At 42.0% G+C, this 19,254-nt stretch carries 24 protein-coding genes; 5 read left to right on the forward strand and 19 right to left on the reverse strand.

Annotated elements, in window-relative coordinates:
• Positions 1-407: 407 nt before the first annotated feature.
• Positions 408-629, reverse strand: coding sequence for a hypothetical protein (locus ACGTNH_RS20380; RefSeq protein WP_394588923.1), 222 nt, complete (start codon positions 627-629; stop codon positions 408-410).
• A 120-nt stretch (positions 630-749) separates the two neighbouring features.
• Here ACGTNH_RS20380 and pdaB point away from each other — a divergent pair, with 120 nt between their 5' ends.
• Positions 750-1,508: a polysaccharide deacetylase family sporulation protein PdaB gene (gene pdaB, locus ACGTNH_RS20385; protein ID WP_394588924.1), complete on the forward strand. Its 759-nt coding sequence runs from the start codon at positions 750-752 to the stop codon at positions 1,506-1,508.
• Positions 1,509-1,544: 36 nt separating this feature from the next.
• On the opposite strand, the gene ACGTNH_RS20390 is transcribed toward pdaB, so the two are convergent.
• The gene (locus tag ACGTNH_RS20390) at positions 1,545-2,141 is read right to left on the reverse strand and encodes a KinB-signaling pathway activation protein (RefSeq protein ID WP_394588925.1); all 597 of its coding nucleotides are present in this window, start codon (positions 2,139-2,141) and stop codon (positions 1,545-1,547) included.
• Between the two features lie 136 nt (positions 2,142-2,277).
• On the opposite strand from ACGTNH_RS20390, the gene gerD reads away from it, so the two are divergent.
• Complete coding sequence (gerD, locus tag ACGTNH_RS20395) at positions 2,278-2,916, forward strand: spore germination lipoprotein GerD (protein ID WP_394588926.1); 639 nt, start codon at positions 2,278-2,280, stop codon at positions 2,914-2,916.
• Between the two features lie 39 nt (positions 2,917-2,955).
• On the opposite strand, the gene salA is transcribed toward gerD, so the two are convergent.
• Both salA and cwlD read right to left on the reverse strand, forming a co-directional pair.
• Positions 2,956-4,014: an iron-sulfur carrier protein/transcriptional regulator SalA gene (gene salA, locus ACGTNH_RS20400; RefSeq protein WP_394588927.1), complete on the reverse strand. Its 1,059-nt coding sequence runs from the start codon at positions 4,012-4,014 to the stop codon at positions 2,956-2,958.
• An 87-nt stretch (positions 4,015-4,101) separates the two neighbouring features.
• Positions 4,102-4,821 (reverse strand): N-acetylmuramoyl-L-alanine amidase CwlD, encoded by a 720-nt coding sequence (cwlD, locus tag ACGTNH_RS20405; RefSeq protein ID WP_394588929.1) that lies wholly within the window; start codon positions 4,819-4,821, stop codon positions 4,102-4,104.
• 247 nt (positions 4,822-5,068) lie between these two features.
• On the opposite strand from cwlD, the gene ACGTNH_RS20410 reads away from it, so the two are divergent.
• The 3 genes from ACGTNH_RS20410 to ACGTNH_RS20420 all read left to right on the forward strand — a co-directional run bounded on the left by ACGTNH_RS20410 (position 5,069) and on the right by ACGTNH_RS20420 (position 10,214).
• Positions 5,069-6,766 carry a serine hydrolase domain-containing protein gene (locus tag ACGTNH_RS20410; protein ID WP_394588930.1) on the forward strand — a complete coding sequence of 566 codons (1,698 nt, stop codon included), beginning with the start codon at positions 5,069-5,071 and terminating at the stop codon, positions 6,764-6,766.
• A 23-nt stretch (positions 6,767-6,789) separates the two neighbouring features.
• Positions 6,790-8,886, forward strand: a complete 2,097-nt coding sequence (locus ACGTNH_RS20415; RefSeq protein WP_394588931.1) for a glycoside hydrolase family 3 protein — start codon at positions 6,790-6,792, stop codon at positions 8,884-8,886.
• 86 nt (positions 8,887-8,972) lie between these two features.
• Positions 8,973-10,214 carry an exo-beta-N-acetylmuramidase NamZ family protein gene (locus ACGTNH_RS20420; protein WP_394588991.1) on the forward strand — a complete coding sequence of 414 codons (1,242 nt, stop codon included), beginning with the start codon at positions 8,973-8,975 and terminating at the stop codon, positions 10,212-10,214.
• 135 nt (positions 10,215-10,349) lie between these two features.
• Here the strand turns inward: ACGTNH_RS20420 and rpsI are convergent, their stop codons facing one another.
• From rpsI to ACGTNH_RS20495, 15 genes are all read right to left on the reverse strand, one after another.
• The gene (rpsI, locus tag ACGTNH_RS20425; RefSeq protein ID WP_101846976.1) at positions 10,350-10,742 is read right to left on the reverse strand and encodes a 30S ribosomal protein S9; all 393 of its coding nucleotides are present in this window, start codon (positions 10,740-10,742) and stop codon (positions 10,350-10,352) included.
• 24 nt (positions 10,743-10,766) lie between these two features.
• Entirely contained in the window at positions 10,767-11,204 is a 438-nt protein-coding gene (gene rplM, locus ACGTNH_RS20430; protein WP_188379086.1) for a 50S ribosomal protein L13, read from the reverse strand.
• Between the two features lie 212 nt (positions 11,205-11,416).
• Entirely contained in the window at positions 11,417-12,157 is a 741-nt protein-coding gene (gene truA / locus ACGTNH_RS20435; protein WP_394588933.1) for a tRNA pseudouridine(38-40) synthase TruA, read from the reverse strand.
• 16 nt (positions 12,158-12,173) lie between these two features.
• Positions 12,174-12,971, reverse strand: coding sequence for an energy-coupling factor transporter transmembrane component T family protein (locus ACGTNH_RS20440; protein ID WP_394588935.1), 798 nt, complete (start codon positions 12,969-12,971; stop codon positions 12,174-12,176).
• On the reverse strand, positions 12,964-13,836 hold the full coding sequence (locus tag ACGTNH_RS20445) for an energy-coupling factor ABC transporter ATP-binding protein (protein WP_394588936.1): 873 nt from the start codon (positions 13,834-13,836) through the stop codon (positions 12,964-12,966). Before ACGTNH_RS20445 ends, ACGTNH_RS20440 begins: the two co-directional genes overlap by 8 nt.
• Positions 13,812-14,651, reverse strand: a complete 840-nt coding sequence (locus tag ACGTNH_RS20450; protein WP_394588937.1) for an energy-coupling factor ABC transporter ATP-binding protein — start codon at positions 14,649-14,651, stop codon at positions 13,812-13,814. The genes ACGTNH_RS20445 and ACGTNH_RS20450 overlap by 25 nt, the downstream gene beginning before the upstream one ends.
• Positions 14,652-14,820: 169 nt before the next feature.
• Positions 14,821-15,180: a 50S ribosomal protein L17 gene (gene rplQ / locus ACGTNH_RS20455; RefSeq protein ID WP_188379091.1), complete on the reverse strand. Its 360-nt coding sequence runs from the start codon at positions 15,178-15,180 to the stop codon at positions 14,821-14,823.
• Between the two features lie 46 nt (positions 15,181-15,226).
• Positions 15,227-16,171 carry a DNA-directed RNA polymerase subunit alpha gene (locus ACGTNH_RS20460; protein WP_394588938.1) on the reverse strand — a complete coding sequence of 315 codons (945 nt, stop codon included), beginning with the start codon at positions 16,169-16,171 and terminating at the stop codon, positions 15,227-15,229.
• A 173-nt stretch (positions 16,172-16,344) separates the two neighbouring features.
• Positions 16,345-16,740, reverse strand: a complete 396-nt coding sequence (gene rpsK, locus ACGTNH_RS20465; protein WP_188379092.1) for a 30S ribosomal protein S11 — start codon at positions 16,738-16,740, stop codon at positions 16,345-16,347.
• Positions 16,741-16,766: 26 nt separating this feature from the next.
• Positions 16,767-17,132 carry a 30S ribosomal protein S13 gene (gene rpsM, locus ACGTNH_RS20470; protein ID WP_394588940.1) on the reverse strand — a complete coding sequence of 122 codons (366 nt, stop codon included), beginning with the start codon at positions 17,130-17,132 and terminating at the stop codon, positions 16,767-16,769.
• Between the two features lie 25 nt (positions 17,133-17,157).
• A complete protein-coding gene (gene rpmJ / locus ACGTNH_RS20475; protein WP_003156543.1) occupies positions 17,158-17,271 on the reverse strand; it encodes a 50S ribosomal protein L36 in 114 nt (37 codons plus the stop codon).
• Between the two features lie 35 nt (positions 17,272-17,306).
• On the reverse strand, positions 17,307-17,525 hold the full coding sequence (gene infA, locus ACGTNH_RS20480) for a translation initiation factor IF-1 (protein WP_188379094.1): 219 nt from the start codon (positions 17,523-17,525) through the stop codon (positions 17,307-17,309).
• A complete protein-coding gene (locus tag ACGTNH_RS20485) occupies positions 17,503-17,838 on the reverse strand; it encodes a KOW motif-containing protein (protein ID WP_394588942.1) in 336 nt (111 codons plus the stop codon). Before ACGTNH_RS20485 ends, infA begins: the two co-directional genes overlap by 23 nt.
• Before the next feature lie 16 nt (positions 17,839-17,854).
• On the reverse strand, positions 17,855-18,601 hold the full coding sequence (map, locus tag ACGTNH_RS20490; protein ID WP_394588943.1) for a type I methionyl aminopeptidase: 747 nt from the start codon (positions 18,599-18,601) through the stop codon (positions 17,855-17,857).
• Positions 18,598-19,251 carry an adenylate kinase gene (locus ACGTNH_RS20495; protein WP_394588944.1) on the reverse strand — a complete coding sequence of 218 codons (654 nt, stop codon included), beginning with the start codon at positions 19,249-19,251 and terminating at the stop codon, positions 18,598-18,600. Before ACGTNH_RS20495 ends, map begins: the two co-directional genes overlap by 4 nt.
• Positions 19,252-19,254 lie beyond the last annotated feature (3 nt).

Raw genomic sequence — 19,254 nt, forward strand, 5'->3', positions numbered from 1 at the left:
AAACTCTCCATAAAAGTTGAGAATGACTTGCTCATTTGCACACCGAATGTGCTTGTTTTACTTCCTTCTATACTATAGAAAGAATTCTTGACGTACTGGTTGGTTCGTTCAGTTTTCAAAGATCAAAATGACTTGCTGTCGTTTTAGCGACAAGAACTAATTTACCATGGTTATCAATTTTAGTCAATAACTTTTTCAAAAAAGTTCAAATCAATTATTTACGTTTGCTTTGTTTGGCGAACGTCTTTCCTGACAACGATTAATAATATAGCATACACTCAGAACTAAACGCAATAACTTTTCGTGATTTTTATATTATTTCTTTTTACCCTTTCTATATTCCAATAAACTCTTTTCACAAAAATAGACAAAAGCCATATGGCTTTTGTCTATTTAAAACGAATGAATTAGTTCTGTTTTTTCTTCTTTGGCATATACTGCAAGCACTCTTCCCCATTCGCAAATCTTCTGAATAACTGAAAGAGGACCTCGTACCTTTCTTCCATAGCTCCCTTAATAGATGAATCAATCCTATGATCTCCCAGGTCAAGGGTGATTTCTTCCATTTCTCTTTTCAATAAATACTCTATTTCTTGGTGTTCTTGCTTAGTCAGCATAAGTCCATACATCTGTGACCCTCCCTATCAAGCAACTTCTTTTTATTTTTACCCTTTTTTCCGAATTTATAGCATAGGTTGTCCTTTTTTTCATAGGTATAGATTATAGAGGCTAAGAAAGGGTGCAGCGTGATGAGTTTTATGACTAAACGAATAGAACTGATCAAACGATATGGGATTATTGTTGTTATTGCTTTATTTTGCGCCGTCTTGATGTGGGTGGGTCAGCGCACCCAAATTTCTGTTTTTTCTAATGATGGAGAACCGCGCGCTTTGTCCCAAGGCAGTGAGGATCATCCTTTTGTATCTTTAACTTTTAATGTGAGTTGGGGAAATAATAAAGTACATGATATTTTAAAAAAGCTTGAGGCTCACGATGCAAAAGCTACTTTTTTCCTTAGCGGAGAATGGGCGGAACGACACCCTGATATCGTAAAAAGCATCCATGACGGTCAGCATGAAATTGCAATGATGGGTTATGCATATAATAGTTATCCCAAATTAGAACCTCAAGAAATAAAACAAGACATCCAAAAAGCTCGAGAAACTTTTGAAAAGCTCGGCTTTGAAGATATCCAATGGATCCGCCCTCCGCACGGGCAATATAATAAAGAAGTATTAAAGATCATTGACGAGGAGAAACTAGAAGCCATCCAGTGGAGCGTAAATCCTAGAGATTGGGAGAACCCCGGCACCAACCAAATCATTAATCAGATCTTAGACGAGACCGATAAGGGAGATATTGTATTATTACACGCTTCCGATTCTGTTAAACAAACGGATAAAGCATTAGAGGTCGTCCTGCCCGGACTAAAACAAAAGGATTTAGAGTTCTCCACAATTACCGAGTTAGTCAATGGGAGTAAAGCTAAAATTACACAAGTAGAATGAAAAAGAGAGCTACGACCAACCGTAGCTCTCTTCCTTTTATTTTGCTGAGTTTACTGAGGTTAATCGATGCAAAAGCAGTAATTGGTAAGCATTGCAAATGACTAACGGAATAATCATCAGCCATACATAATCAGCAGATGCTGCGCGTAGAGCCGGCACCCATTCCACTGTAGTCACTACTACCATAAAAAACAAAGCAGGTACAAACGCCTGACGATTTGTTTCTTTCGCCTTCACATAAGCAACTCCTAAAGAAACCGTTAACAACCCAATAGCTGTAAATACATACGGCCATATGGACGTATTCTCAGCTGCTTGATAGCGAAAATAAATTAAATCAAAAATGGTAAAGGCTACTAAGAAGAGCTGGATCGAAGTCCAACTTCCTTTAAAAATGCCTTTTCCGAACTGATGAATCGTTAAGTACGCAAAAAATCCCATTTGACTGATAACACTAAAGATAAAACCTAAACCTGAAAAGAACAACAATAAGCCAAGCAGTTCAAACAACTGGAATGGTTGAAATACTTCAGCATATGAACCACTTTTAATAATAAAACTGGAGAGCAATGTTAAAACGCCGCCAATTAAAAGCGTCGTTAGAAATAACCGCACCCATTTTCGACTATTCACGTTTTTTCCCCCTACTGCTATAAGTTCCCTCTCGTATTTTACCATGAAGGCTGTGCATTTTCCTTAAGCTTGCATATTTTTTTCGTGCACGTACATATTAAAGATAAGGGAAAACAAATGAAAGGGGACATGTCTCATGTCCATTTTACGAATTATTTGTCCCATATTACTTGTCGTTTTCCTGGCAGCTTGTAATGGCAGTTCAGGTGCTGCCGAGCAATCGGATTATGATACCAATAAGAAAATGATGGTCGATATATTAAAAACAGATGAAGGTCAAAAGGCTTTAATGGAAGTCCTCTCCGATGAAAAAATGAAGCAAGAACTGGCGCTGGAGTCCGAAGAAGTATCAAGTGCTGTAAAAGAAACTCTCCTTTCAGAAGAAGGAAAAGAATTTTGGAGCAAACTCTTCTCAGACCCGTCGTTTGTTCAGGAATTCAGTAAAGTTGTCCAAGAGGAACAGGAAGATCTTATGAAAGGCCTTATGAAGGATTCTGAATATCAGGCTTCATTAATTCAGCTGTATCAAAATCCAGAAATGATGGAAAAAATGCTTGAAGTCATGCAGGGACAACAGTTTCGTGGTCATTTAGAAAAAACGATTGAAGAAACATTAAACAATCCTGTATTTCAAGCTAAAATGAGCGAAACCCTTTTAAAAGCCGCTGAAGAAATGCAAAGCGGAGGTGGCGGAAGCCAAAGTGAGGGTGGAGGTCAGCAGAGTCAAGAACAGTCTTCTGATACAAATACTCAAGAAGATAAAGGTTCATCATAAAAAAAACACGCAGCCAAACGTTGACTGCGTGTTTTTTGTTTAATTGGATAGTTTATCTACGATTTTAGCTGCCATGTTACGGTACACAACACCCGTTGGATGATCCTCTTGATAAACTGATGGAGCAAATACATCTTCATCTTCATATGGCTGCTGCAAAGGAATGTGGCCCAACACGTCTGTTTTCAATTCATCCGCAAGCTTCACACCGCCGCCGCGCCCAAAGACAAATTCTTTATTTCCTGTTTCTTTACTTTCAAAATAAGCCATATTTTCCACCACACCTAAAATGTCGTGCTCCATCTTAATTGCCATTTGGCCGGCACGAGCCGCTACAAATGCTGCTGTAGGGTGAGGTGTGGTAACGATGATTTCTTTTGATGATGGCAGCAGAGAGTGAACATCCATGGCTATATCGCCAGTACCCGGCGGCAAATCAAGCAGTAGGTAGTCTAATTCTCCCCACTCTACTTCTTTAAAAAAGCTGGTCAGCATTTTACCGAGCATAGGGCCGCGCCACACAATCGGAGAATTATCTTCTACAAAGAAGCCCATGGAAACGAGCTTTACTCCAAAACGTTCAACAGGTATAATCTTTTCCCCGCGAACAACTGGCCGTTCTTCGACTCCCATCATATCTGGTACACTGAAACCGTATATATCAGCATCAATGATGCCGACCTTTTTACCTAAACGAGTTAAAGCTACAGCTAAGTTGACGGTGACCGTAGACTTGCCTACGCCGCCTTTACCACTCGCGATTGAAATAAACTTCGTTCCTGTATTGCCGCCAAGCAGCGAAGCCTCTTGCTCCTGCTCTGCCGCTGGTTGATATTTTTCAATAACTTCATCAGGTAGTTGATCAAAACGAAGGCCGACTGTAGCTGCACCGCCGCTTTTTAAGGCATTGACGATTTTTTGCTGCAGTTCCATCTGTTCAGCTGTATTTGTTTTTGCAATTAAAATCTTCACGCTGACGTGATCTTTATCTTCTTTTATCTTAATCTCTTCAACTCCACCAGTTTCTTCTAACGTTTTATGTAAAAACGGATCTTCGACAGAGTGAAGAATCTCTAATACTTTTTCTTGAGTAAGCACGTGAGTCACCTTCCTTAGAAATGTTTCAACAGTGCAAGTATAACATACATGAAACGCTTTCTAAGTAATTTGCACAAATCACGGAATTTATTCTTCTGTTGTGTACTTTAATATGCCTCTGTAGATTGATGCCGCAACTTTTCTTTGGTAATCTTCACTTTCGAGCAGCTTTCTTTCTTGAGGGTTTGATAAGAATCCCCCCTCTACCAATGCACCCGGCGGATCTGCATATTTCAATATATAAATATTTCTTAAACCTGCCGCTTGCCTATTCGTATTCTCTAAGTTATCTTGAATCTCCCCTTGAATCGACTTTGCCAGCCTTTCACTATCATCTTTGGTTGGGTTAAAAAAGGTTTGAGCTCCTCTCCAGGATGAAGACGTGCTCGCATTTAAATGTAAACTTACATATAGATCGGCATTCGATTCGTTAATAATCTCAATTCGATTACGGATATCCTCAGCTTTTCTGGCTGATAAACTTCCGTACTTTGTTGAAATAGGATCATCTGATAAGTCCCGATCATCCTCGCGTGTTAAATAAACGATAGCTCCTGCTTCCTGCAAATAGTCTTTTAAATAATTGGAGAGGTTGAGCGTAATCCCTTTTTCTTCTGTCCCATTAGCACCGCTGGCTCCAGCATCAGGTCCCCCGTGCCCCGGATCGATAACAATCACCTTGCCAAACAGGGGGGATGACCAAGACTGCCACGTATCTTTCACTTCTTGGACAGGTATCGCAATCATACTTACACAAATTAAGATAGCAATAAACCATGTAATTGTTTTTAACCGTCGCGCCATCATGTCCCACACACTCCCTTACCCTTGTAGCTCACTATATGGGACAAGACTTTAATTTATGTATGCAAGTTTTTAATCTTAACAATCAAAAATATACCAAAGGGCCTAGACATATGAAGTCGAATTTTGTAATTTTCTAAAAATTTTGCGACTTATGTGGTATAGACATCTATATTATTGTTCATTAACATTAGAACTACAAGGGGGGAGTCTCCTCTCTTAACCTGTCGACTTTTGAAAGGAGGAGTATATGAACAAGAAAGCTGCATCTATTGTCCTATCCACTGCTTTACTTGCATCTCTGTTTTACCCTATTGAAGAAGGGAGGAGTCTCAAAGCTGAAGAGCTGAATAAACCTACTATGGAAGATCGTAATCAAAAGAAATCCCAAGAGAAACCCCATCCAAAATTTTCGTGGAGCGATCCAGGGCCTTCTTCTCCGGTTCTGCATCCCGGGTCTGTAAAGGGAGCGGGATTAATGGCTGAACCTCTTCAAGAAATTGATTCAGTTGTAGAATCGAAAATTTCAGAAGGAGCTATGCCTGGCGCTGTCACTCTGGTCGCTCGCAAAGGTCACATCGCACAGCACGAAGCATACGGCAGCTCATTATTATTTAAAGATGATCAAGGGACGACAGTTGACCAACCATTGGAAATGGAGAAAGATACTATCTTTGATGTCGCCTCTATTAGTAAAATTTTCACATCAACAGCTGCCATGAAACTTTATGAAGACGGGCATTTTAATTTAGATGATCCTGTCGCCAAACATATCCCCGAATTTGCACAAAATGGCAAAGAAAATGTAACAATAGAACAGCTAATGACACATACTTCCGGATTTGTCGCCTGGGTCCCTTTATATGCACAGGGTGAGAGCCGAGAAGATCGATTACAATATGTCTTTGAACACCCGCTTAATAACCCACCAGGATCTACATACACCTACAGTGACTTAAACATGATTACACTTGCCTCTCTTATTGAACGTATTTCCGGTCAACGCTTAGACGAATTTGTAAAAGAAAAGATCACGGAGCCGTTAAAAATGGATGATACCATGTACAACCCACCTGCAAAGTTAAAAGAGCGTATTGCCGCTACAGAGTACCAGCCTTTAATTGACCGTGGACTCGTATGGGGAGAAGTACACGATGAAAATGCCTGGTCATTAGACGGAGTCGCTGGACATGCCGGTGTGTTCTCAACAGCAGAAGACCTAGCAAAGCTAGGACATATGTACTTAAACGAAGGACGTTATGGAAGCCAACAAATTCTTCAACCGGAAACAATTGAACGTTTAACTGAAAACCGAATCCCTGAGTTTCCCGGCAATGAACATGGCTTAGGGTGGGAACTTTCTCAAGGATGGTATATGGATGCTTTAACTGAAGCGTCATCAATTGGACATACCGGATTTACAGGAACGTCTATGGTGTTAAACCCTGAAAATCAAACCATGGCGATTCTGTTAACGAATCGTGTCCACCCTTCTAGAGACACCGTGTCCACGAACCCTACTCGTCAGCTCTTTGCTAGACAAGTCGCTGATGCCATACCTGTTGACATGCCAGCTAAAGACGGAGCCTGGTTCTCTGGATATGGAGATAACCTTAATCGAACATTGACGGCAAAAATGGATACGAACGAAGAAAGCACCCTTTCTTTTGATACGTGGTTCCGCATCGAGCAGGACTATGACTATGGGTATGTTGAAATTTCTGAGGACGGGGAGAACTGGACGCAAATATCTAAACCGTTAACTGGCAGCAGTGTTTCATGGGATACCCAAAGTGTGAAAATTCCTGCTGAGGCTGAATACGTACGCTTCCGCTATGAAACCGATGGAAGTACGAATGGCAGAGGCTGGTACGTCACAAACTTGACTATAGACTCTTCCGCTTCTATCGACATTTTAGAAAATGATTGGCAAAAGAGAGCTTATTAAATAGATAGGGAGTGAAAAGTTTAATGAAGCGATTACGAAATCGACATTCTATGCTAGCGATTATAGCAGCTCTTGTGGTCAGTCCATTAACCCCACAGTCAGCTGCAGCTGATAACCATGAAGGGCATAGTGATCTTGTCTTATTGGAGAATGTTCCCCAGGCAGAGGCTGAATTTACTGAAGATGAACTTGACTTAACAGCTTTAAACCTTTACGAAGATGGACATTTTACAGAAGCGGACGACGGCCTCAAATGGTCTTCTTCGAACAAAAATGTAGCCACTGTGGATGAGGAAGGAACTGTTACTCTTTCCGGCCAGAACGGCCGTACATTTATCTCAGTTACGGATGGAACCTATAAAGATCGTATTGCAGTAGATCACAAACCAGCCGGCAGCCATAAAGGTAAACCCGACTTCAAAGGAAAACTCGTGAAGCAAAAAGGCGATCGTTATGAAGTTATTGAGCAAGCCATCGAAGGCATGACGATTAATGAGAAAGTTGGTCAGATGCTCATGCCCGATTTTAGAAACTGGGAGGGTGAAAATGTAACTGAGATGCTGCCTGAAATTGAACAAACGGTGAAAGATTATCATCTGGGCGGCGTCATCCTTTTTCGTGAAAATGTAGTAACAACAGACCAGACAGCAGAATTAGTCGCTGATTATCAGGAAGCCTCTGAAAAATATGGACTGCTTATGACCATTGACCAGGAAGGCGGCATTGTTACTCGCCTGCAATCAGGTACGGACATGCCCGGAAATATGGCGCTTGGGGCTGCGCGTTCCCCGGAGATAACCGAAGACGTAGGGCATGCCATTGGCTCTGAGCTTGAATCCCTCGGAATTAACATGAACTTAGCACCGGTACTAGATGTTAACAATAACCCGGATAACCCAGTAATAGGAACACGGTCTTTTGGTGAAGACCCTGACCTTGTAGCAGACCTTGGAATCGCATATACAAAAGGCTTACAAAGCACCGGGGTAGCCGCTACAGCGAAGCACTTCCCTGGTCATGGAGACACGGCCGTTGACTCTCACCTCGGCCTGCCTGAAGTACCACATGACAAAGAACGTTTAATGGACGTCGAACTGCATCCCTTCCAGCAGGCTATGGAAGCAGATATCGATGCCATCATGACGGCACACGTTACATTCCCTAAGATTGATGATACAAAAGTAACTTCTCAAAAAGATGGAACTGAAATTTCTTTACCAGCTACATTATCTCCAAAAGTTCTTACAGGCTTAATGCGTGAGGAAATGGGATATGAAGGGCTGATCATTACGGACGCCCTTAATATGAAAGCGATCTCTGATCATTTTGGCTCGGTAGATGCAGTCATTCGATCAGTGAAAGCAGGTACAGATATCGTACTGATGCCGGTCGGTCTTGAAGAAGTAGCTGATGGATTATTAGAGGCTGTAGAAACAGATGAAATCAGCGAAGAACGAATCGAAGAATCAGTCGAACGAATTTTAACCCTTAAAGTGAAGCGAGGCATTATAAAAGCTGAATCCGCTCCAGACATTGATGAGATTATTGCTAATGCTGAAGAAACTGTAGGATCGGAAGAACATAAAGCGGTGGAGGAAGAAGCTTCTAATCAATCCATTACGCTATTGAAAAATGATAACGTGCTGCCTTTAGGTGTGGATCGTGACGAAAAAGTAGTCGTTGTCGGCAACACTTATATTGATAGCCTGTATGATTCAATCAGTGATTTTAACGAAAACACGGATTTAGTAAAAGCATCAGGCCCTCTAAGTGAAGAGCAGTTAACTCAAATGGAGGAGGCGGATAAAATCATTATAGGTACCTATACGTATAATGTGGCCGGTCGTGACGCAAGCAGTGCGCAAATGCAGCTCGCTAACCAGCTAATCAGTGAAGTAGATACTCCTGTCATCGGTGTAGGCATCCGTAATCCTTATGACGTCATGGCTTATCCAGACGTTGATGGATACGTGGCTCAATATGGTTTTAATGACGTAAGCTTTGATGCCACAGCTTCCACTCTGTTCGGAGAAAATAATCCTTCAGGTGCGCTTCCTGTCACGATACCTGGAGAAAACGGAAACGCACTTTATAAATTTGGACACGGATTAAATTACTAAAAACGTAGGGGGATGTGTAGCTCCCCTTCTCCCAATTTTTGAAAAGGAGTGAAGATCTTTTGAAGAAACCATTAATCGGAATTCTCATGCTCGTGCTCATTTTATCTACGTTTACAGTCGTGTTTGCAGAAAAAGGCGGAAACAACGGGAAGCAAAAAGGGAAAAATAAGAACTTCCAGCTAGGTGTTGAAGTTTTACTCGATGAAGAAAAAGAATTGATTGAAGGGAAAAATGTAGGGTTAATTACGAACCCTACAGGCGTGGATAAAAATTTAAACAGTATTGTTGATCTATTGAACGAGGATCCTGATGTAGACCTTACGGCTCTTTATGGACCTGAGCACGGCGTTCGCGGAAGTGCTCAAGCGGGTGAATATGTAGAATACTATATCGATGAACAAACTGGTCTTCCTGTATACAGCTTGTATGGGGAAACACGCAAACCTACCCCAGAAATGCTCGAAGATATCGACGTATTGCTCTTTGATATTCAAGATGTTGGTACTCGCTTCTATACGTATATCTACACGATGGCATACGCAATGGAAGCAGCTCAAGAAAATGACATTCCTTTCATCGTATTGGATCGACCAAACCCACTAAGCGGTGATAAAGTAGAAGGTCCAGTATTAGAAGAAGAGTATAAATCTTTTGTAGGAAATTATGAAATCCCGCTTCGTCACGGCATGACAGTGGGTGAACTTGCCCAGCTCTTCAATGACGAATTTGAAATTGGGGCAGATTTAACAGTTGTCGAGATGGATAAGTGGAAACGCAAAATGTATTATGATGACACTCCACTTGAATTTGTAGCCCCATCGCCAAACATGCCGACCACAGAAACTGCTCTCGTTTATCCAGGCGCAGCTTTAATTGAAGGAACCAACGTATCAGAAGGCCGTGGGACCACTCAGCCGTTTGAGCTAATCGGAGCTCCTTTTATTAACAGCACAGAGCTCGCAGCCGAGTTGAACAGCTTGAATTTACCAGGAGTAACCTTCCGCGCCGCCTCCTTTACACCTAGCTTTTCTAAACACGCTGGTGAATTAAGCAACGGCGTAGAGATTCATGTGAACCATAAAGAATCCTACCAGCCTGTAGAAACCGGACTTCACATTGTGAAGACGATCCATGATATGTACCCTGAAGATTTTGCCTTCCGCGCTGAGAATGCAGCAGGCATTTCATTCTTCGATAACCTGATTGGAAACGGATGGGTTCGTCAAGCAATTGAGAACGGTGAATCTGTCGATGAGATTAAAGCTGAATGGGAAGATGAATTGAACGAATTTAAGAAAATTCGTAAACAATACTTGCTTTATAAGTAAATAAAAGTGTCCCGGGTTCTAAGAGGAAGCCCGGGGCACTTTTTTGAGTAATTAGTAAAATTAAAGGGAATTCTCTTCAAAATAAAAAAACTCTCTTCCGATATAAGGAAAAGAGCTTTTTTGCGATAAAAGATATTAACGCTTAGAGAACTGTGGAGCACGACGAGCACCTTTAAGACCGTATTTCTTACGCTCTTTCATACGTGCGTCACGCGTTAGAAGTCCTGCGCGCTTAAGTGGTGTACGGTATTCTGGGTCTGCTTGAAGCAGAGCACGAGCGATTCCGTGACGGATTGCACCAGCTTGACCAGTGAAACCTCCACCATCTACGTTTACATATACATCATAGTTTCCTTCAGTTTCTGTAACAGCTAGAGGCTGCTTCAGAATCGTACGAAGTGTTTCATATGGGAAAAAGTCTTCAGCATCACGCTTATTTACTACTACACGACCAGTTCCTGGAACAAGACGTACACGAGCTGTTGACTTTTTACGACGTCCAGTACCGGAGTATTGTACTTGTGCCACTCTCGATTACCTCCCTTTTTTTATTTATCCGCGAAGTTCGTAAACTTCTGGTTGTTGTGCTTCATGCTTATGCTCAGATCCAGCGTATACATGAAGTTTCTTGCCCATTTTGCGTCCCAGGCTTCCTTTAGGCAGCATACCTTTAACAGCAAGCTCAAGCATTTGCTCTGGGTATTTGTTACGCATTTCGTTAGCTGTGCGCTGCTTCAAACCACCTGGGTGATTTGAGTGGCGGTAATAAATCTTATCGTTGATTTTGTTACCTGTTAGTTCGATTTCTCCAGCGTTGATGATGATGACGTGGTCACCTGTGTCAACGTGTGGAGTATACGTAGGTTTATTTTTACCGCGAAGGATCGCAGCAACTTCGCTTGCCAGACGGCCAAGTGTTTGCCCTGCAGCATCCACTACGTACCATTTGCGGTCCACGTTGTTTTCATTTGCCATGAAAGTTGTGCGCATATCGGTTTCCCTCCTGAATGGTTAATTTCACAAAACTGATTGATTGATTATTTATCTCAAATACGATTAGTTTCCGGGGCTAACCGTGGTATAGAAATAAAATGCCATAGATTATAATATAACACTCTTGTCCTTGATGTCAAGGTCTAAACGCAAGGAAACGTTGTTTTTTTCTCTCTTTTCCGGTACCTGGTACCGACAAAAGCAGTGATTTAATAATCTACTTTCCATAAAAACAGACCGTGAGGCGGTGCTGTTTTACCTGCGGCTTCCCGATCTAAAGCTTCAATCATTGATTTTAAATCTTCTGGCTCTCGCTCTCCTTTCCCTACTTCCAGTATAGTCCCTACTAAAATTCGGACCATGTTATAGAGGAAGCCGTTCCCTTTAAATATAAAAGTAAGCTCAGCACCCTCTTTCTCAATATAAGCTTGATGAATGGTCCTCACTTTACTTCCTTTTACATCAGTACGCGATGAACAAAATGAAGTAAAATCATGTTCTCCCTCAATGATCCGGCACGCCTTTTTCATCGCTTCCAAATTAAGCGGTATTTTCACATGATAGGAAAAGTGCCTGCGAAATATATCAGGTTCCCGACTGTTCCATACAAAGTATCGATACTCTTTCCCAGTGGCGTCGTAGCGTGTATGAAAGTCATCAGGTGCCTCTTCTACATCAGCAACATGGATATCATGTGGGAGCATGGAATCAAGGGCTCGTTTCCAATTGGATGGCGGAATGGACAAATTCGTATCAAAGTGAATGACTTGACCTTTGGCATGAACACCGGAATCTGTTCGGCCGGACGCTGTGATCTTCACCTTTTCCCCTTTGTGCATTTTCGCTAATGCTTTTTCAAGTACTTCTTGAACCGTGATTCCATTAGGCTGCACCTGGTAACCCGCATAACGGGTTCCATCATACGCCACTATACATTTTAAACGGGGCATAGTGCTCTCCTCCAATTTAGTTCCTTGTAAAAAATAAGCCGATCGCCAGCAGTAGAAATAAAACGCTGATGATATAATCCATTCGGCCAACCTGTAACTCTCTTAATTTCGTCCGCCCTTCGCCACCTTTATACCCTCGTGCTTCCATAGCCATAGCCAGCTCTTCAGCTCTTTTAAAAGCACTGACAAACAATGGTACTAAAAGTGGAATAATCGCTTTTATACGGTCTTTAAATGACCCTGTGCGGAAATCTACTCCTCGCGAAGCCTGAGCTTTTGAAATTTTCTCGGTTTCTTGCATTAGTGTCGGTATAAAACGCAGTGAAATCGACATCATTAAGGCTAATTCATGAACAGGAAAGCGGACTTTCTTTAAAGGCCCTAGTAAGTGCTCGATTGCATCGGTAATTTCAATTGGAGTGGTAGTTAACGTGAGTAAGGAAGTCACCATAATCAGCAGGAAAAACCTAAGTGAAATAGTTGCTCCCTGGATGACAGCTTCACGATAGAGATCCCACCCTAATATTGTTGCGATCACTTCCCCTTCTCTAGTGACAAACAAATGAAGCAAGAATGTAAAAGCAATCAAAAACCAGACAGGCTTTAATCCTTTTAAAATATAGCGGACTTTTATTCTTGTAGCAAAGGCACTTCCTACTGCAAATAAAGTCAACAACCCATAACTCATAACGGAATTAGCAAAAAATACGATCACAACAAAGAAAAAGATAATAGCAATTTTTGTTCGAGGATCTAGTCTATGGACTACGGAGCTGCCCGGGATATATTGACCAATCATCATCGTGCTACTCATGATCGTGCCCCCCTTTAACTAGATGGGCGAGTTCTTTTGCTAATTCTGTTATTGACTGGCCACGGTATGAATAATGCACATTAAATTTATCGCTGATTTTACTTATAAACTCAATAACCTCAGGAACATCCAGTTGGACAGCTTGAAGCGAGTCTTTTTGCTTAAATAATTCAATAGGCGTCCCTTCTTGATACACTTCCCCGTGGTTAAGAATGATAACGTGGTCCGCATAGGCAAGGGCATCCTCCATACTATGTGTAACAAGCACTGTAGTTAATTGCTTTTCTTCATGAAGACGTGAGAACATATTCATAATTTCCTTTTGTCCTCTAGGGTCTAATCCTGCTGTAGGTTCATCTAATACGAGCACTTCTGGATTCATAGCCAGCACTCCCGCGATAGCAACGCGCCGCATTTGCCCTCCGCTTAAATCAAAAGGAGAACGAGTTAACATGGATTCATCCAGGTGAACAGCCTCGATGGCTTCTTTTGTACGATTACTAATCTCTGTTTCGGTTACTCCAAAATTTGAAGGCCCAAAAGCGATATCCTTTTCAACCGTTTCTTCAAAGAGCTGATGTTCAGGATACTGGAAGACCACTCCTACCTTTTCCCGCAGCTCACGAAGTTGTTTATTCTTCTCGTCAGCTACAAGTCGGTAAGAGCCAATGGTTACTGAACCTTCTGTCGGCTGCACTAAACCATTTAAATGTTGAATCAACGTCGATTTACCTGATCCTGTATGGCCAATGATAGCAACAAAAGATCCGGAGTCGATATGAAAAGAGAGGTCGTGTAACGCTTTGTATTCGAAAGGACTGTTCGGCTGATACGTATAGCTTACATTTTTGAACGTAATGTCCATAATTCCTCCAACAACTCCTGGTGATTAAGTGGCTCACGTGTAAGGTTAAGACCCGCAGACTTAAGTTCCTCTGCCAGCTTTGTTACAAATGGAGTGTCTAAGCCAATCTTTTGTAACTGCTCTTTCCTGGAAAACACTTCTCTCGGCTCAGCTTCAAGCCAAACTTCACCCTCGTTCATAACCATGACACGATCTGCTTGCGTTACTTCTAACAAGTCATGAGTAATCGTTACTAACGAAAGGTTTCTCTGATTTTGAACATCAAGTACGGTATTTAATATTTCTTTTCTCCCCTTTGGATCAAGCATGGCGGTTGCTTCATCCAAAATAATGTACTGTGGGGAAACAGCAAGTACGCTGGCAATAGCCACTCTCTGCTTTTGCCCCCCAGAGAGCCGATGCGGTTCGTGATATTCATAGTCGCTCATTCCTACCGCAGATAAGCTTTCAGTAATTCGTTCAATCATTAGTTCTCTTGGCATGCCGTGATTTTCCATGCCAAATGCCACATCGTCTCTGACCGTTGTACCTACGAATTGATTGTCAGGGTTCTGAAAAACCATCCCTACGCTTTTACGTACGTCCCAAATGGTTTCTTGATTCACCAGCTGACCGTTAACATGGATCTCTCCTTCTTGAGGAAATAACAATCCATTCATAAGTTTAGCAATCGTTGATTTACCGGAACCATTGTGCCCAATGATCGCAATCCATTCATTGGCGCGGATGGTAAAATTGACGTCTTTTAATACCCAGGGCATATCATCTTGATAACGGAATGAGACATTTCTAAACTCTATCGTACTATGATCCATTGGGTTGACCCTCCGCTCTAGTAATTTCCCGGGAAATATATTTCAACATTTATCTAGTATTTCCGACATATTTCCTTATTTTTAAATAAGGGCAATAAAAAAAGGGCTGGAGTAAACCTCTTGTAGAGATTCTCGTCCTGCCCTTTACACCCATTAAAAAATGGAGATATTAAACGAGTTCAATGATCGCCATTTTTGCTCCGTCACCTTGGCGCTCGCCCAGCTTAAGCACGCGAGTGTAACCGCCTTGGCGTTCCTCATAGCGTGGTGCAATGTCAGAGAACAGCTTTTGAAGGGCTGTTTGGTCTCCTTCTTCATTCGCATCCGCTTTATAAAGGAATGATTCAGCTTGACGACGAGCGTGTAGATCGCCACGCTTACCTAGTGTAATCATCTTCTCTACAACAGAACGAAGCTCTTTCGCTTTAGCTTCTGTTGTTTCGATACGTTCGTGAATGATCAAGTCTGTAGCTAAGTTACGAAGCAGCGCCATACGTTGATCAGTAGTACGTCCTAATTTTCTAGCCATGGATTATCCCTCCCTTTTAGGAATCTCTTAGATGTGACCGATCCATTTAATCTTCTTTTCTTAAACCTAGTCCGAGCTCATCTAGTTTGTGCTTCACTTCTTCAAGAGATTTACGACCGAGGTTACGAACTTTCATCATATCGTCCTCTGATTTATTCGCAAGTTCTTGAACTGTATTAATTCCTGCACGTTTCAAGCAGTTATAAGAACGAACAGACAAATCAAGCTCTTCGATTGTCATCTCAAGAACTTTTTCTTTTTGGTCCTCTTCTTTTTCGACCATGATTTCAGCTTTTTGAGCTTCGTCAGTTAGGCCGACAAAGATATTAAGGTGTTCCATATAGATTTTTGCTCCAAGTGAGATCGCTTCTTCTGGACGAATGCTTCCATCTGTCCACACATCTAAAGTCAGCTTATCAAAGTTTGAAGTTTGACCAATCCGTGTATTCTCAACTTGATACGTTACACGAGAAACAGGTGTGAAGATAGAATCAACTGGAATTACTCCAATTGGTAAATCATCATGATTGTTTCCTTCAGCTGGACGGTATCCTCGGCCACGCTCAGCGGTAATACGCATGCGTAGCGGTGTGTTACTGTCCAGTGTAGCAATATGAAGGTCTGGGTTTAGTACTTCTACATCACTATCGTGCGTAATATCTGCTGCAGTTACCTTACCTTCCGACTGTACATCAATCTCTAAAGTCTTTTCTTCATCTGAATAAATCTTCAAAGCTAGTTTCTTTAAATTGAGTACAACGGTTGTTACATCTTCAACGACACCTTCAATTGTTGAGAATTCATGAAGAACCCCATCAATTTGTACAGATGTAACAGCTGCACCAGGTAGTGAGGATAATAAAATACGACGTAAGGAGTTACCTAGTGTTGTACCATATCCACGCTCAAGCGGTTCAACGACGAATTTACCGAATGTGGAATCACTGCTGATCTCAACCGGTTCAATTTTTGGCTTTTCAATTTCGATCATTTAAACAAAACCCTCCTTCAAAACGTCGAAACCTCGGTTAGACATCTGGTCTAACCGAAATTCCTCAGGTAGGCAGTCCCAATTTCAAGACTCATTATGACTGTCTGTGGCGGTGCTAATTACAAGCTATCATATCCCATTATAGACAGGGTGACAAATTCTATTCAGAATTATTATACGCGACGACGTTTTGGCGGACGGCAACCGTTGTGTGGTACTGGAGTCACGTCACGAATTGCAGTGATCTCTAGTCCTACGGCTTGAAGAGAACGAATTGCTGCTTCACGACCTGCGCCAGGGCCTTTAACTGTAACTTCAACAGTTTTCATTCCGTTGTCCATAGCGTCTTTCGCAGCGGCTTCGGATGCCATTTGAGCAGCAAATGGAGTAGACTTACGGGAACCTTTGAAACCAAGGGATCCAGAGCTGCTCCAAGTAATTACGTTACCTTGAACGTCGGTGATCGATACGATCGTATTGTTAAAAGTAGAGCGAATGTGAGCCACTCCGCTCTCAATATTCTTTTTCACGCGACGTTTACGACTACGAGTGTTTCCTTTACGTGCCATATTCTATAAACCTCCTTTTTAACTAATTACTTACGTTTGTTAGCCACTGTACGACGTGGGCCTTTACGAGTACGAGAGTTGTTTTTTGTCTTTTGACCACGTGCTGGAAGTCCGCGACGATGACGAATTCCACGGTAAGAACCGATTTCAATTAAACGTTTAACGTTTAGGGAATTCTCACGACGAAGGTCACCTTCCACGTTGTGGTTGTCTAGAGCTTTACGAATCTTACTTAGTTCATCTTCTGTAAGATCACGAACGCGAGTGTTTTCAGAAACGCCAGCTTCTGCTAACACTTCACTAGCTAATGACTTACCTACACCATAGATATAAGTTAAAGATACGACAACTCGTTTTTCACGAGGGATATCAATACCTGCTATACGTGCCATTTAGTACGTGCACCTCCTTGGTTAATTAACCTTGTTTTTGTTTGTGTTTAGGATTTTCACAGATAACCATTACTTTACCTTTACGTCGGATAACTTTGCATTTCTCGCAAATTGGTTTTACAGAAGGCCTTACCTTCATCATCCATACCTCCTTTTATAACGGAGCTCTGTTTTTTATTTATAACGGTACGTAATACGTCCTCTTGTTAGATCATACGGGGAAAGTTCTACCGTCACTTTATCTCCAGGCAAGATTCGAATAAAGTGCATACGAATTTTACCAGAAACATGAGCTAAGACAGTATGACCGTTATCAAGCTCTACTTTAAATTGTGCATTTGGTAGAGTTTCAACGATTTTACCTTCCACTTCAATTACATCGTCTTTCGCCATCGAGTTGATCTCCCTTCTCTAAATCAGTCACTTCTTCATTGACATATTTTGATACGGCAAATCGAAGCTTGCCATTCGTGACGCGACCTGTTTCCAGAAGGCTGTTTTGGACTTCCGGAGAGACGAAATCCTTAAGCTCTACATGCTGCAGATTCTTTTTCTTTGGTCGATCGTACTTTCGTTTCTCTCCGTCGGCAAGCAGCAGGAAGCGGTCTTCTAGAATTTCTATAATGACAGCATACTGACCTGCCTCACGTCCTTGAACAATACGAACAACTTGACCTATTCGTGGACTCGACTCAGATTCATTCAAACACGATCACCTTCACTTAGGTTGTAGTTAATACTTCGTAACCTTCTTCCGTAATCGCAATGGTGTGTTCAAAATGCGCACACATTTTACCATCTTGTGTCACTACCGTCCAATGATCTGCCAGTGTCTTCACATATCGAGACCCCGCATTGACCATTGGCTCTACAGCCAATACCATTCCAGGTTTCAATCGCGGCCCTTTATTTGGGGGACCGTAATGAGGAATTTGCGGCGCCTCATGTAAATCCTGCCCAACTCCGTGGCCTACGTATTCACGAACGATCGAAAAACCTCCAGTTTCTGCGTAACTTTGAATGGCATGGGATATATTTGAAAGGCGTACACCAGGCTTAGCTTCATTGAGTCCTTTCCACAGCGCTGCTTCTGTTACTCTCAGCAAATCCGCAGTGTTGTCATCAACAGTGCCGACTGGATACGTCCAAGCCGAATCACCATGATAGCCTTGGTATTTCGCACCAATATCGATACTAATGATATCTCCCTCGTTGAGTACCCGGTCTCCCGGAATACCATGAACGAGCTCTTCATTGACCGACGCGCAAATACTACCACGGAATCCATTATAACCTTTAAAAGAAGGGATTGCATCCATGCTGCGTATGAAGTCATCAGCGATTTGATTTAATTCACCTGTCGTCACACCAGGCCGGATGTTCTTCTTCATTTCTTGGTGCGTTAAGGCGACGATACGGCCGGCTTCCCGCATGATTTCTAATTCCCGTGGTGTCTTGCAAATAATCATTTCAAAAGGCCTCCGAGCTTTTTGTCAATATCTTCAAAAACGAGATTGATATCTCGATCACCATCGAATGTGACTAAATAGCCTTTTTCCTGGTAGAAATCAAGAAGTGGTTGAGATTGCTCTACATTTACTTCTAAACGTTTCTTCACGGTTTCGGGTTGATCGTCTTCACGCTGAATAAGCTCTGCTCCATCATGATCACATTTACCTTCCTCTTTAGGAGGGTTAAATATTACATGATAAGTTGCTCCACAAGTCGGGCAAACTCTTCGTCCGGTTAGGCGTTCGACAAGTTTGTCTTTTGGAACATCAATATGAAGAACATAATCGACTGATTCGTTCATATCTGCTAACAAATTTTCAAGGGCATCTGCTTGAGCAATTGTACGAGGGAAGCCATCCAGCAGAAAGCCTTCTTGACAATCAGGTTTACTCAGACGCTCGCGAACAATTCCAATTGTTACTTCATCTGGAACTAGTTCACCTTTATCCATAAAAGATTTAGCTTCTTGACCAAGTGCTGTTCCTTCTTTGATAGCTAAACGGAACATATCTCCAGTAGAGATATGAGGGATGTTATATTTCTCGACTATCTTTTCTGCCTGAGTACCCTTACCGGCACCAGGAAGACCCATCAGAATTAAGTTCAACGT

It is taken from the genome of Halobacillus sp. B23F22_1 (assembly GCF_043497005.1).
GTDB lineage: Bacteria > Bacillota > Bacilli > Bacillales > Halobacillaceae > Halobacillus_A.